We start from the raw sequence: 12,816 nt of genomic DNA, 5'->3' as shown, positions 1-12,816 counted from the left end.
GAGGCCGAGACGCCGGGGGCGGCGGCGACGGTGATGTCGCCGGACTGGGTGCGCAGTTCCACCGCGCCGCCGGTGGCCTGGTTGATGCGGATGTCGCCGCGGGCGGTGCTGATCTGGGCGGGGCCGGACAGGTGGCCGACTTCGACGTCGCCGTCGGTGGCGGTGAGGTGGACGCCGGCGGCTTCGTCGATCTTGATGTGCTGGTAGGCGCCGTCGAAGGCGACTTCGCCGAGGCGTCCGACGGCGCGGAACTCGGTGGCGGCGGCCTTGGCCTGGACGGTGGAGCCGGCGGGCAGTTGGACGGTGACCTCGATGGCGCCGGAGCCGCCGAGGTAGGGGTGGCCGGTCGCGGCCCGCACCTGCAGGACGCCGTCGGTGAACTCGACGCTGGCCTGCTCGGCGGCCTTGGCGTCGCGGCCCTTGCCGGGGTTGGCGGGCCGGATCTGCACGGTGGTGTCGGTGCGGTCGGCGGCGATGACCTGGATGCGGCCGGCGGGGACGGTGAAGGCGGCGGTGATCGGGGCGGGGGTCGGGAAGGTGTTCATCGTGTTCTCCTTGCGGCGTGTTGTTTCCGACAACGCAAAAGCTACGTTGCGTTCAAGGATCTGGCAACACACTCGTTGCGTCCGAACAGCATCACCGCAGGTGAAACCATGAAAATCATTGCAACAGTCCTGAAGGTAACGCAACGTCGCCTGTGCTGTTCGTTGCATTGACCAGGCGTGAACGCTATTCTGGAACTGGTCACCGCCGTGACTGCGGCGCCGGGCGAGGGCCCGGATCGAGGAGGCGGCCTGCCCCATCTGCGGATCCTGCGCGGGCATGTAGACCGCGAACTTCATGAACTGCCTGCTGAAGGCCCTCGGCCTGGCCCTGCCGGGAAACGGCTCCACCCTGGCCGCCCACATCGCCCGCCAGGCCCTGTGCGAGCAGGCCGGCCGCTACTGCGGCAAGGGCGACCCCGGCGTGCTGTCGAGGTCCATCGGCTCCCCCGCGGCGTTCGACAACGCCATGGCCCTGCCCGACATCGAGGCCCGCTCCCGCCAGGTGCCCTGCCTGTGCAAGGTCACCCCCGACGGCGCCGTGGCCAAGTCCGCCGGGGTGCCGGAAGGCAGGGAGGTCTTCACCGGGCGGGCGGTGGTGACCCGGTCGCAGGAGGATGCCGCCGAGGCGATCCTGACCGGGTGGGGGCGCGATCGGTCATCGGATCAGGCAGATCTGGGTGCCGGTGGTCACGGGCTGGCCGGGGCGGGCGTCGAGGGCGGAGACGGTGCCGGGTTTGTGGGCGGTGAGGGGCTGCTCCATCTTCATCGCCTCGACCACGACGATGGTGTCGCCGGCGGCGACGGTGTCGCCCTCTTCGGCGAGGACCTTCACGACGGTGGACTGGAGGGGGCAGACCAGGGCGTCGCCGTTGTCCTCCTTGGCCTTGGCCTTGCGCGGCCTGCTCCGGGACGGGGCCGGGGCGGATTCGGTGGTGGACGAGTGCAGGACGACCTCGACGCGCTTGCCGTCCACCTCGACGGTGACGGCCCGGCGGGCGGACGGCGCCGGGTCGGCCGGGGCGTCCGGGTGAGGCGGGATCGAAGGTGCCCGGTCGGACTCGATCCAGGCCGTGTGGACGTCGAAGGGTTCGGCGGTGAAGGCGGGGTCCTCGACGACCGCGCGGTGGAAGGGCAGGACGGTCGGGACCCCGGCGACCTCGAACTCCGCCAGGGCGCGGCGGGCCCGTTGCAGGGCGATCTCGCGGGTCGCGCCGGTGACGACGAGCTTGCCGAGCATGGAGTCGAACTGGCCCGGGACCTCCTGGCCCTCGGCGTAGCCGCCGTCCAGGCGCACGCCCGGGCCGGAGGGGGGACGCCAGGTCGTGAGCGTTCCCGCCGCGGGCAGGAAGCCGCGGCCCGGGTCCTCGGCGTTGATGCGGAACTCGATCGCGTGGCCGCGCGGGTCGGGGTCGCCGTAGCCGAGCGGTTCGCCGCCGGCGATGCGGAACATCTCCCTGACCAGGTCGATGCCGGTCACCTCCTCGGTGACCGGGTGCTCGACCTGCAGCCGGGTGTTGACCTCCAGGAACGACACCGTGCCGTCGGCGGCGATCAGGAACTCGCAGGTGCCCGCGCCCACGTACCCGGCGGCCCGCAGGATGTTCCGGGACGCCTCGTACAGCGTCCGCCGCTGGTCGCCGGTGAGGAAGGGCGCGGGGGCCTCCTCGACGAGCTTCTGGTGGCGGCGCTGCAGGGTGCAGTCGCGGGTGGACACCACGACGACGTTTCCGTGCCGGTCCGCCAGGCATTGCGTCTCGACGTGCCGGGGGCGGTCGAGGTAGCGCTCGACGAAGCACTCGCCGCGCCCGAACGCCGCCTCGGCCTCCCGGACCGCCGACTCGAACCGCTCGGGGATCTCGTCGAGGGAGCGGGCCACCTTGAGGCCGCGGCCCCCGCCGCCGAACGCGGCCTTGATCGCCACGGGCAGGCCGTGCTCGCGCCCGAACGCCACGGCCTCGCCGGCGCCGGACACCGGCCCGGCGGTGCCAGGGGCGAGCGGGGCGCCCTGCTCGCGGGCGACGTGGCGGGCCCGCACCTTGTCGCCGAGCAGTTCTATGGCGGACGGGGGCGGGCCGATCCACACCAGGCCCTCGTCGATGACCGCCTGCGCGAACTCGGCGCTCTCGGAGAGGAACCCGTAGCCGGGGTGCACCGCGTCGGCGCCCGCGTCCGCCGCCGCCTTGAGCAGCTTGCCGATGTCCAGGTACGTCTCCGCGGGGGCGGCGCCGCGGAGGGCGTACGCCTCGTCGGCCATCCGCGCGTGCGGCGCCGACACGTCCGGGTCGGCGTACACCGCGACGCTGGCCAGCCCCGCGTCGCGGCAGGCCCGCACGACGCGGACCGCGATCTCGCCCCGGTTCGCAATGAGGATCTTGCGCACGGTCTCCTCCGGATCAGGCCCGGCACGGCAGCGGGCCGCCGTGGTAGGTGATCATTTCGCCGAACATCGCCGCGACGTCCATCCGCTCGCCGGGCGGGGCGCCGCGCTGCTCGGCGCAGGCGCGCCGCAGGTTCGGGACGAGGCGCTCGGGGTCGAGGAGCCGCCCGTCCGGCTCGGCGCGGTGCGCGATCTCCAGCGGGTCGAGCCCGTCGGCGAGCCCCTGCCTGGCCTCGTCGCGCACCCAGTGCAGGTAGCGCTCCGCCTCGTCCAGCAGCTCGGGGCCGCCGACCGGCCCGTGCCCGGGGACGATGACGGCCGGGTCCAGGTCGCGCAGCCGCCCGATCGCGCCGAGGGACCCTTCGACCGAGCCCATCATGCAGAACGGTGTGACCCCCGACATGACGAGGTCCCCGGCGAACAGGATCCGCTGGTCCGGCAGCCACACGACGGTGTCGTCGCGCGTGTGCGCGGGGCCGAGCCGGAACAGTTCGGCGCGCAGGTCCCCCGCGTGCAGCGTCATGCGCCGCTCGTAGGTGAGCGCCGGCGGTTCGAGGCGGAGGTCGCCCCATTCGACGTCCGGCCAGAGGCCGGTCAGGTGCAGGTCCGCGAGGATCGCCTCCTCGCGCGTCCCCTCGTGCGCCACCACGACGGCCTCCGGCGTGAAGACGCAGTTGCCGAACGTGTGGTCGCCGTGGAAGTGCGTGTTCACGACGAGGCGCGGCGGCGCGGGCGCCACCTCGCGGACCGCGTCCCGCAGGGCCAGGGCGCGTTTCATGGTCGCGGCGGTGTCCACCACCACCGTGGTGCCGCCGGACGCGATGACGCCCGCGTTGTTCAGGCACCATCCGCCGTCCGGCTGCACGTAGGCGTGCACGCCGTCGGCCAGCCGTTGGAGGTGCGGCTCGGTCATCGTGGTCTCCCGAAGATCTCGTCGAGGAAGAACACCCGGAGGTCGGCGGCCAGCAGGTCCGGGACCTCCAGCGCGGGGAAGTGGCCGCCCCGCTCGAACTCCGTCCAGCGGACGATCGTGTTGGCGCGCTCGGCGAACGGCCGGATGGCGTGGTCGGTGGGGAAGACGGCCACCGCCGTGGGCACCGGGGAGCGGCCCTCCCGGTCCCGCTGCGCCGGGTCGTGGAAGCGCTCGTAGTAGCTGTGCGCCGCCGAGCCCGCCGTGCCGGTGAACCAGTAGACGCTGACGTCGGTGAGGACGGCGTCCCTGCCGACGGCGTCCTCCGGCAGGTCGGCGGTCCCGGTCAGGTCGCGGTACCGTTCGGCGAACCAGGCGAGCAGCCCGGCGGGCGAGTCGTGGTGGGCGTGCGCGAGCGTCTGCGGGCTGGTGCCCTGGACGCGCAGGTAGGCGCCTTCGTTCTGCTGCCACCGCTGGAGCGCTTCGAGCCTCTTGCGGTCGGCGTCGTCCAGCGCGTCGATGTCCTCGTCTCCGCCGGGCACCGTGACCAGGGCGTTGACGTGGACGCCGCGGACGCGGTCCGGGGCGTCCCGGCCCATCAGCGGGGCCACGAAGGCGCCGACGTCGCCGCCGTGCACCCCGTACCCGGTGTACCCGAGCCGGCTCATCAGCGTGTTCAGCGCCTTGGCGGTCCGGTCGTCGGTCCACCCGGGCCCCGGCGGCGGCCCCGAGAAACCGAAGCCGGGCAGGGACGGAACCACCAGGTGGAAGGCGTCACCGAGGGCGCCGATCAGGGCCTGGAAGTCGGCGACCGAGCCCGGCCACCCGTGCAGCAGCACCAGCGGGACGGCGCCGGGGTCGGCGGAGCGCTCGTGCAGGAAGTGCACGCGGGTCCCGTCGATCTCGGTGACGAACTGCGGGTGGGCGTTCAGCTCCGCCTCGTGCCGCCGCCAGTCGTACCCGTCGGCCCAGTAGCCGGCGAGGTTCCGCAGATAGGCGGTCGGGACGCCGCGCGACCAGCCGGTGCCGGGCGGGTCGGGCGCCCACCGGGTGTCGCGCAGGCGGCGCCGCAGGTCGTCGATCTCGGACTCGGGGATCGCGATCCGGTACGGGCTGATCTCGGACATGCGGGCTCCTCACTGGAGGCGGCGGCTACGGGGCGGTGAGCACGGCCGCCGAGGCGAACCCGCCGCGTCCGCGCGCCAGGACGAGGGCCGTGCCGAGCGCGGCGGGACGCGGCTCGTCCACGACCAGGTCGACGCGGTCGTCGGCGCGGCCGGGGCGGGTGCCGACGGTGGGCGGGATCACCCCGTCGCGCAGGGCCAGCAGCGCGGTCGCCAGGTCCAGGGCCGCGCCGCCGGACAGCAGCCGCCCCGTCATCGACTTCGGTGCCGTCACCGGGACGGCGCGCGGCCCGAACAGCCGGGTCAGCGCCGCCGCCTCGGCGTCGTCCAGGTCGCGGCGGCCCGCCGCGTCGGCGAACACGACGCCGACCGCCGAGGCGGGCAGCCCGGCGTCGTCGAGCGCGGCCCGCGCCGCCCGGTGGAGGCCGTCGGCGCAGCCGGGCTCCGGGTCGAACGCCGCGCCGTGCCCGGCGACCGCGCCGTAGATCTGCGGGGCGCCGCGCGCCTCGGCGTCGGCGCGGTCCTCGACGGTGAGGACGGCCCCGCCCTCGCCCGGGACGCAGCCGGCGGCGTCGGCGTCGAACGGCAGGTAGGCCGCCGCGGGATCGGCGCACGGGCTGAGCTCCCGGCTGGCGGTCTGGATCGCGACGCCGTACGGGCACAGCGTGCCGTCGACGCCTCCGGCCACCATCATCGCCGTGCCGGCGCGGATCCTCCGGCGCGCGAACGCCAGCGTGTCGAGCCCGCCGGACTGCTCGGAGGCGAGCACCCCGCCGGGGCCCCGCATGCCGTTGTGGATCGAGATCTGGCCGGTGTGCACCGCGTAGTACCAGGCGAAGGACATGTAGGCGCTCACCTCGCGCCAGCCGCTCCCCCACAGCTTCTGCAGCTCCCGCTGCCCGAACTCAAGGCCGCCGGACGTGCTCGCCGTGACGACGCCCATCTGGTACTCGGGCATGTCGCCCGGCTTGATCGCCGCGTCCCGCAGCGCCTCGTCCGCGGCGACGAGGGCGAGCCTGGTCACCCGGTCGCTCTGCGGCAGGAGCCGCTCCGGCAGGTCCCGTTCGGCCGCGCACTGGGGGATCTCCCCCGCCACGGCGACCGGGTAGCCGGACGCGTCGAACCTGGTGATCGTGCCGAGGCCGCTCCGGCCGTCCCGGACGGCGTCCCAGTACTCGTGGGCGCCGATCCCGTTCGGGGCGGTCACGCCGATGCCGGTCACCACCGCCTGGCCGCTCATGCGCTCCTCCCTTCCGAGGCGCTCGCGGGGTCGCGGAACACCATCGCGCTCTGGAACCCGCCGAACCCGCTGCCGACGGTCAGCGCCCCGCGGACGCGGTGCTCGCGCGCGTCGAGCGGGACGTAGTCCAGGTCGCACTCGGGGTCGGACTCGCGCAGGTTCGCGGTCGGCGGCACCACGCCGTGCGCCATGGCCAGCGCGCACGCGGCGATCTCGATGGACCCGATCGCGCCGAGCGAGTGGCCGACCGCCGCCTTGATCCCGCTGACGGGCACCTCGCGGGCGCGCCCGCCGAGGGCGCGTTTGAACGCCGCGGTCTCGTGCCGGTCGTTCTGCTTGGTGCCGGAGCCGTGCGCGTTCACGTAGTCGACGTCCTCGGGGTTCATCCGGGCCTCGCCGAGCGCGGTGGTGATGGCCTCGGCCATCTCCCGGCCGTCCGGTTTGAGGCCGGTCATGTGGTAGGCGTTGCAGCGGGACGCGGCGCCCGCGATCTCGGCGTAGATCCGCGCGCCGCGGCGCCGGGCGCGCTCGTACTCCTCCAGCACGAGCACGGCGGAGCCCTCGCCGAGGATCAGGCCGCGGCGGGTGCGGTCGAACGGGCGGCAGGCGTGCTCCGGGTCGTCGTTGTAGACCGACTGCGCCTTGATCACGTCGAAGCAGGTCACGGTGATCGGCGAGATCGGGGCGTCGCTGCCGCCGGTGACGACCACGTCGGCCGCGCCGTCCCGGATGACGTCGGCGGCGTGCGCCACCGCGTCGATGCCGGAGGTGCAGCCCGTCGAGACGACCGTGGCCGGTCCGCGCGCGCCCGTGGTCAGCGCGACCTCGGCGGCCACCGAGCTGGGCAGGAAGTAGTCGTACATGTGCGGGCTGACGTAGGCCGGGTCGACGTTCCAGTGCGCGCCGCCGTCGCTGAGCACGACGTATTCGGCCTCCATGCTCTTCGTCCCGGCGACCGCGCTGCCCATCGCGACGCCGGTGCGTTCGGCGAGCCGGCCGTCCACGCGGAGGCCGCTGTCCTGCACGGCCTCCCGCGCGGCCACCTTGGCGAGCTGGACGAACCGGTCGTTGCGCCGGATCTCCTGCGGGGCGAGTCCGGCCGCGGCCGGGTCGAAGTCGCATTCGGCGGCGACCTGGCAGCGGTGCCCGGACGGGTCGAACTGGGTGATCCGGCGGGTCGCCGTCCGTCCGGAGGTGACCAGCTCCCAGAAGGGGCCGGTGCCGATCCCGCCGGGCGCGACCACGCCGATGCCGGTGATGACGGTCCTTCTCCGGGACATCAGGCGGCCTCCTCGAGTGCCTCGGCCAGCTGGTCCAGCTGCTCGGGCCCGGACGCGCAGGGCACCAGCACGAGTTCGTCGCAGTCGGCCTCGGCGAAGGCGCGGGCGGTCTCGCGCAGCCGGTCCGGGGTGGTCGGCGTCCCCTTGATCATCATTTCGGCGAGCCTCCCGGCGAAGGAGTAGTAGTCGCCGAGGTGCTCGCGCACGGCGGCGTCCGCGCCGGGGCCGAGGGCGTAGTACGCCTGCGCGACCACGCGCGGGCGTCCGGGGCGTCCGGCCTCCTGCCAGCGCCGGCGGACTTCGGCGGCGCGTTCGGCGAACGTCTGCGGCGGTCCCGCGGCGGCGAAGTAGCCGTCGCCGTGCGCCACGGCCCGGCGCAGCGCGGACGGGGCCCGGCCGCCGACGAGGATCTCGGGGTCGCCGCCGGGCGGTTCGGGGCCGATGTCGCCGCCCGCCCAGATCTTGCGCATCTCGGCGAGCATCGTGTCGAGGCGGCGGCCGCGGTCGCCGAACTCGGCGCCGGACGCGGCGTAGTCGTCCGGCCGCGCGCCCACCGCGACGCCGAGCGCGAGCCGGCCGTCCGACAGGTGCTGGACGGACGCGGCCTGCTTGGCGACCAGGGCGGTGTTGCTCCGGTACGGGGCTATGAGGATCCCCGTGGTCAGCCTGATCCGTTCGGTCACGGCCGCGGCGGCGGCCAGGGTGACCAGCGGCTCGTCGTTGCCGTACACGAGCCGGTCGAGCACCGCGAGGTCGGCGAACCCGGCCGCTTCGGCCCGGTGCGCCCAGTCCAGCAGGTCACGGCCCTGCACTCCGCGGACCATGGTGGGCAGTGCCACTCCGTACTCCATCGTCGTCTCCTTTCCGGTCGGTTCCGGCCGAGGGGGCGCCGGCTGTCAGCGCGCCGTCCCGGGGCCGGGTCAGGTCCGCGCGGCGAGCGCCTCGACGAAGCCGGGCGCGGCGCGCTCGGGGCGCAGCGCGGCGTGCGAGCAGCCGACGGTGACGTCCCGCCAGAACCGCTGCAGCGGGTCGCCGCGGTCCTGCGCGGCGGTGCCCGCCGACTTCATGAGCGCGTTCACCGCCTCCACCAGCAGCGACGCCGCGTAGGAGGCGCGGTTGGCGTTCTCGAACGCGCGCGGACGGCCCTCTCCGGCGTCCAGGGCGGACACGACCTGGTCGATGAGCAGTCCGGCCGCTTCGATCCGCGCGGCCGAGGTCGCGATGGCCAGGGACGCCGGGTCGCCGGCCGGCGGCGGGCCTCCGGTGCGCGGCGCGGCGGAGGGCGGGGCCGCCGCGCGCTTGGCGGCGGCCGTGCGGGTCGCGGAGGCGAGGGCGCCGCGCGCCGCGCCGATCAGTGCGGTGATGCACGTCAGGCCGCCGACGGCGGGAAGCGGGACGTTGTGCTGCGGCGCCTGCGAGGTGTGGTTCAGCCCGCCCATCACCTCCTTGAACAGCGCCGTCCGGTGCGCGGGCACGAAGGCCTGCTCCACCGCGAGGGTGTGGCTGCCGGTGGCCCGCATGCCGACGGCGTCCCAGGTCGGCTCGACGGCGAAGTCGCCGCGGGGCACCGCGAAGAAGCGCGGTTCGACGTCGCCGGACGCGGGCCCGGCGATGAGCGCCCAGTCGGCGAACTCGACACCGCTGACGTAGCGCCAGCGTCCGCGCAGCAGGAAACCGCCCTCGGTCTCCTCGGCGGACCCGGCGGGCACCAGGCCGGGAACGAGCAGCGCGCCCGGCGTGCCGTCCCACAGGTCGCGCTGGCCGTCGATCGGCAGATGGGCGGCGAACCGGCCGGTGTAGGCGAACATCGCGGCGCACCAGGCGGTGGACGCGCACGCCTCGCCGAGCTCGGCGACCGCACCGGTCAGCTCCCGGAACGTGGATTCGGCGCCGCCCCAGCGGGCGGGCACGAAGTGCCGGGGCAGGGCGGTCGCGGCCACGGCGGCGACCGCGTCGCCGTGCAGCCGTCCGGTGCGGTCGGCCTCGTCGGCGTGGGCGGCCGCGGCCCGCACCGCCGCGTCGAGGGCGGTGCGCTCGTCGGTCGTGGTCATGGTCACGGTCATCACTCCAGGACGGGTCACCAGGTCACGGGCAGCGCCTCGACGCCGTACACGAGCCCGCCGTCCTTGAAGGACAGCTCCTCGAACGGGACGGCGAGCCGCAGCCCGGGCAGCCGGCGGTAGAGCGTGCGGAAGACGACCTCCAGCTCCAGCCGGGCCAGCTCGGACCCGAGGCAGAGGTGGCGGCCGTGGCCGAAGGCCAGGTGCTTGCGGGACCCGCGGGTGATGTCGAGCTCGTCGGGGCGCTCGAACGCCTCGGGGTCCCGGTTGGCGGCGGCGGTGAGCGGGAAGACGCCCTCGCCCTCCCGCACGTCGGTGCCGGAGATCGTGAGGTCGGTCCGTGCGACGCGCGCCGTGGTGAGGTCGGTGACGCTGAGGTAGCGGAGCAGCTCCTCGACGGCGGACGGCGCGAGGTCGGGGTCGTCGCGCAGCAGGGCGAGCTGCCCGGGGTGGCGCAGCAGCGCCAGCGTGCCGAGCGCGATCATGCTGGCGGTGCTCTCGTGCCCGCCGTTGAACAGCAGCCGCGTGAGGTGGACGAGCTCGTCGAAGTCGTCCTCGCGCGGGAAGGCGCCGGTGAGCTTGGCGACGAGGTCGTCCCCGGGCTCGTCGTACTTGGCGGCGACCAGGTCGCGGAAGTAGGCGTCCAGCTGGTTGACCGCCTCCTTGCGCTCGGCGGCCGAGGCGGTCCCGCCGAACATGGTCCGGGTGCGGACGTGCAGGAAGTCCTTGTCCTTCGCCGGGATCCCGAGCAGCTCCATGATCACCGAGATGGTGATCGGCACCGCGAGGCCGGCGAGCAGGTCGCGCGGCGGGCCCGCGTCGAGCAGCGCGTCCACCTGGCCGTCCACGATCTCCTCGACGCGGGGGCGCAGCAGCTTGACGCGCCGGACGGTGAAGTCCCTGGCGACCCGCTTGCGGTAGTCGGTGTGCTGCGGCGGGTCCATGCCGAGCAGGGACGAGTTGAGCGTGAAGTCCTTGGGGATCGGGAACGGGGCCGGGAACCCCGGGCGGCCGCGGTCGTTGCCGAGCCGTTCGTCGTTCAGGGCCTCCCGGACCTCGGCGTACCGGGTGACCACCCAGGTCGGCTCGCCCACGGACCGCGGGACCCGGGTGAGGCCGGGCCGCTCGCGGCACTCGCGGTGCCGGTCGGGCGGGGCGAACGGGCCGGGGCGGCGCCAGGGGAACGGGGCGCCGCGCGCGTCGGCTTCGCGGGAGGGTTCGTGGTCAGGCATGGTCGCCTCCTGGAGTGAGGGTGGCGGCGAACGTCGCGAGCGTCTCGCCGGGGCTCGGTCCGTCGATGGCCGCGCGGATGCGCCCGGCGGCCCGGCCGTGCCGGGCCAGCTCGACGTGGGCCAGTTCCACGCGGGTCGCCCCGGGCCCGCGCCGGGTGAAGGTCACCTCGACGCGGCTGGCCCGCTCGTCGTCGTCGATGGGACGGAAGTCGCCGTCGATGCGCCACGTCAGCACGAGGCGGTGCGGCGGTTCCCAGACCAGCACGCGGCCCCAGTCGAGCTCGGAGCCGTCGGTGGAGCGCTCGTACCAGCGGCCGCCCGGCCGCGCTTCGAAGACCACCCGGTCCCGCGCGGCGACCAGTACGTGGCTCTCCGGCCACCATTCGCTGGGTCGCCCGGTGAAGTGCGCGAAGGCGCGGTCCGGCGGGACGGGGACGTCGACGGACTTGCGGACGGGAGGGACCGTGGTCGCGGTCGCCGGCTGGCTCGCATCCATGGCCCCAATCTCGCCCGTGTCCGTCGACGTCCTGTCGGGATGCTGTCGAGGGCCCGGCCGCCGGGAGGGTCCGGCGCCGGAGGGTCAGCCGCGCGCGGCCTGCTCGTCGTCGCGGCGGACCTTCGGGACGGCGAGGGCCGCGGCCGCGCCGGCCAGCGGGAACAGCGCCGAGACCAGCAGGGCCCGGTCGAAGCCCGCGGCGAGGGCGTGCCCGGTGGGGTGCGCCCCGTGCGCCACGTCCGAGGTGTGCGCGGCGGCGACGACCGCGAGGACGCCGAGCCCGAGCGCGCCGCCGACCTGGCGGCTGGTGTTGAGCAGCCCGGAGACCAGGCCCTGCTCGCGGTAGCCGACCTCGGAGGTGCCCGCGACGGTCATGGACGCCGACACCAGGCCCTGGCCGATGCCGAGCACCAGCGTCGGGCCGAACAGGTCGGTCAGGAAGCCGGCGCCCGCTCCGGCGCCCGACAGCCACGCCAGCCCGGCGGCCGACAGCAGCAGCCCGGTGACCAGCAGCGGGCGGGGGCCGACCTTGGGCACCAGCGGGGCGATGCCGCGCGCGGCCACGACGATGCCGAGGGACAGCGGCAGGTACGCGAACCCGGTCTCCAGCGGGCTGTAGCCGAGGACGAGCTGGAGCAGCAGCGTGAACAGGAAGAACGTGCCCCACAGGGCGGCGGTGCTGGTGAACGCGACCAGGTTGGCCGCCGTGACGGATCGGTTGCGGAAGATGCCGAGCGGCACCAGCGGGTGGCTCCTGCGGCGTGCCTCGTTCACCGCGAACAGGGCCAGCAGGACGACCGCCAGGCCCAGGCTCACGATGATCTGCGGCGAGCCCCAGCCCTCCTTCTCGGACCGGACGATGCCGTACACGAGCAGGATCAGCCCGGCCGTGATGGCGAGGGCGCCGGGCAGGTCCATCCGGCGGTCGTCGTCCTCCTTGCGGGACTCGGTGACCGCGTACGTCGCGCCCGCCATCAGCAGGACTCCGACGGGGACGTTGACGAGCAGGATCCAGCGCCAGGACAGCCATTCGGTGATGGCGCCGCCGACGAGCGCGCCGATCGCGCCGCCGCCCGCGGCGACCGCGCCCCAGAGCCCGAACGCCCGCGCACGCTGGTCCTTGTCGGTGAAGGTGGTGCCGAGGACGGTGAGCGTCGCCGGGGCCATGACGGCCGCGCCGAGGCCCTGGACGCCGCGTGCGGCCAGCAGCGAGGCCGGGTTCCAGGCCAGGCCGCCGGCCAGGCTCGCGAGCGTGAAGACGGCGATGCCGCCGAGGAACACCCGGCGCCGCCCGTAGATGTCGGCGAGCCGCCCGCCGAGCAGCAGGAATCCGGCGAACACGATGGTGTACGCGTTGATGATCCATTGCAGCGAGTCGGTCTGGAAATGCAGGGCGGTCCTGATAGAGGGCAGGGCGACGTTCATCACCGAGGCGTCCAGCACCACCAGGAACTGGCCGGCGCAGCAGATGGCGAGGACGAGCCCGAGCCGCTCTGACGTGCCCCTCTCGGCAACCGTCGTATCGGTCGTCACCGAGGATCACTCCTCTTCG

General features: G+C 74.6%; 11 protein-coding genes and 1 pseudogene. 1 reads left to right on the top strand and 11 read right to left on the bottom strand.

The features are described from left to right. Window positions 1-545, bottom strand: a 545-nt coding sequence (locus ACA514_RS35010) for a DUF4097 family beta strand repeat-containing protein (protein WP_375045557.1), incomplete at its 3' end; no start/stop codon positions are given. Window positions 546-780: 235 nt separating this feature from the next. On the opposite strand from ACA514_RS35010, the pseudogene ACA514_RS35005 reads away from it, so the two are divergent. Continuing rightward, window positions 781-1,107 (top strand): annotated as a pseudogene (locus ACA514_RS35005) (dihydroxy-acid dehydratase); the annotation flags it as partial. A gap of 93 nt (window positions 1,108-1,200) precedes the next feature. Here the strand turns inward: ACA514_RS35005 and ACA514_RS35000 are convergent. The 10 genes from ACA514_RS35000 to ACA514_RS34955 all read right to left on the bottom strand — a co-directional run bounded on the left by ACA514_RS35000 (window position 1,201) and on the right by ACA514_RS34955 (window position 12,797). Then, window positions 1,201-2,925 (bottom strand): acetyl/propionyl/methylcrotonyl-CoA carboxylase subunit alpha, encoded by a 1,725-nt coding sequence (locus ACA514_RS35000; RefSeq protein WP_375045556.1) that lies wholly within the window; start codon window positions 2,923-2,925, stop codon window positions 1,201-1,203. 13 nt (window positions 2,926-2,938) lie between these two features. Next, window positions 2,939-3,835 carry an MBL fold metallo-hydrolase gene (locus tag ACA514_RS34995; protein WP_375045555.1) on the bottom strand — a complete coding sequence of 299 codons (897 nt, stop codon included), beginning with the start codon at window positions 3,833-3,835 and terminating at the stop codon, window positions 2,939-2,941. Next, the gene (locus tag ACA514_RS34990; RefSeq protein ID WP_375045554.1) at window positions 3,832-4,959 is read right to left on the bottom strand and encodes an epoxide hydrolase family protein; all 1,128 of its coding nucleotides are present in this window, start codon (window positions 4,957-4,959) and stop codon (window positions 3,832-3,834) included. The genes ACA514_RS34995 and ACA514_RS34990 overlap by 4 nt, the downstream gene beginning before the upstream one ends. 25 nt (window positions 4,960-4,984) lie before the next feature. Further along, window positions 4,985-6,196 carry a beta-ketoacyl synthase N-terminal-like domain-containing protein gene (locus ACA514_RS34985; RefSeq protein ID WP_375045553.1) on the bottom strand — a complete coding sequence of 404 codons (1,212 nt, stop codon included), beginning with the start codon at window positions 6,194-6,196 and terminating at the stop codon, window positions 4,985-4,987. Next, on the bottom strand, window positions 6,193-7,476 hold the full coding sequence (locus ACA514_RS34980) for a beta-ketoacyl-[acyl-carrier-protein] synthase family protein (RefSeq protein WP_375045552.1): 1,284 nt from the start codon (window positions 7,474-7,476) through the stop codon (window positions 6,193-6,195). The genes ACA514_RS34985 and ACA514_RS34980 overlap by 4 nt, the downstream gene beginning before the upstream one ends. Continuing rightward, window positions 7,476-8,327: an LLM class flavin-dependent oxidoreductase gene (locus ACA514_RS34975; RefSeq protein WP_375045551.1), complete on the bottom strand. Its 852-nt coding sequence runs from the start codon at window positions 8,325-8,327 to the stop codon at window positions 7,476-7,478. The genes ACA514_RS34980 and ACA514_RS34975 overlap by 1 nt, the downstream gene beginning before the upstream one ends. A 69-nt stretch (window positions 8,328-8,396) precedes the next feature. After that, the gene (locus ACA514_RS34970; protein ID WP_375045560.1) at window positions 8,397-9,527 is read right to left on the bottom strand and encodes an acyl-CoA dehydrogenase family protein; all 1,131 of its coding nucleotides are present in this window, start codon (window positions 9,525-9,527) and stop codon (window positions 8,397-8,399) included. A 26-nt stretch (window positions 9,528-9,553) separates the two neighbouring features. Continuing rightward, the gene (locus ACA514_RS34965) at window positions 9,554-10,768 is read right to left on the bottom strand and encodes a cytochrome P450 (RefSeq protein ID WP_375045550.1); all 1,215 of its coding nucleotides are present in this window, start codon (window positions 10,766-10,768) and stop codon (window positions 9,554-9,556) included. Further along, window positions 10,761-11,264, bottom strand: a complete 504-nt coding sequence (locus ACA514_RS34960) for an SRPBCC family protein (RefSeq protein ID WP_375045549.1) — start codon at window positions 11,262-11,264, stop codon at window positions 10,761-10,763. Before ACA514_RS34960 ends, ACA514_RS34965 begins: the two co-directional genes overlap by 8 nt. Before the next feature lie 84 nt (window positions 11,265-11,348). Beyond that, window positions 11,349-12,797, bottom strand: coding sequence for an MFS transporter (locus ACA514_RS34955; RefSeq protein ID WP_375045548.1), 1,449 nt, complete (start codon window positions 12,795-12,797; stop codon window positions 11,349-11,351). Between the last annotated feature and the right edge of the window lie 19 nt (window positions 12,798-12,816).

The organism is Actinomadura sp. NTSP31, from assembly GCF_041951385.1.
Taxonomy (GTDB): domain Bacteria; phylum Actinomycetota; class Actinomycetes; order Streptosporangiales; family Streptosporangiaceae; genus Spirillospora; species Spirillospora napierensis.
This window is presented reverse-complemented; position numbering and strand designations above follow the sequence as displayed.

Excerpts from the sequence above, each read along its gene's own strand:
- ACA514_RS34980 (WP_375045552.1), bottom strand. The coding sequence starts at position 7,476 with ATGTCCCGGAGAAGGACCGTCATCACCGGCATCGGCGTGGTCGCGCCC.
- ACA514_RS34990 (WP_375045554.1), bottom strand. The coding sequence starts at position 4,959 with ATGTCCGAGATCAGCCCGTACCGGATCGCGATCCCCGAGTCCGAGATC.
- ACA514_RS34985 (WP_375045553.1), bottom strand. The coding sequence starts at position 6,196 with ATGAGCGGCCAGGCGGTGGTGACCGGCATCGGCGTGACCGCCCCGAAC.
- ACA514_RS34970 (WP_375045560.1), bottom strand. The coding sequence starts at position 9,527 with ATGACCACGACCGACGAGCGCACCGCCCTCGACGCGGCGGTGCGGGCC.
- ACA514_RS34965 (WP_375045550.1), bottom strand. The coding sequence starts at position 10,768 with ATGCCTGACCACGAACCCTCCCGCGAAGCCGACGCGCGCGGCGCCCCG.
- ACA514_RS34995 (WP_375045555.1), bottom strand. The coding sequence starts at position 3,835 with ATGACCGAGCCGCACCTCCAACGGCTGGCCGACGGCGTGCACGCCTAC.
- ACA514_RS34960 (WP_375045549.1), bottom strand. The coding sequence starts at position 11,264 with ATGGATGCGAGCCAGCCGGCGACCGCGACCACGGTCCCTCCCGTCCGC.
- ACA514_RS34975 (WP_375045551.1), bottom strand. The coding sequence starts at position 8,327 with ATGGAGTACGGAGTGGCACTGCCCACCATGGTCCGCGGAGTGCAGGGC.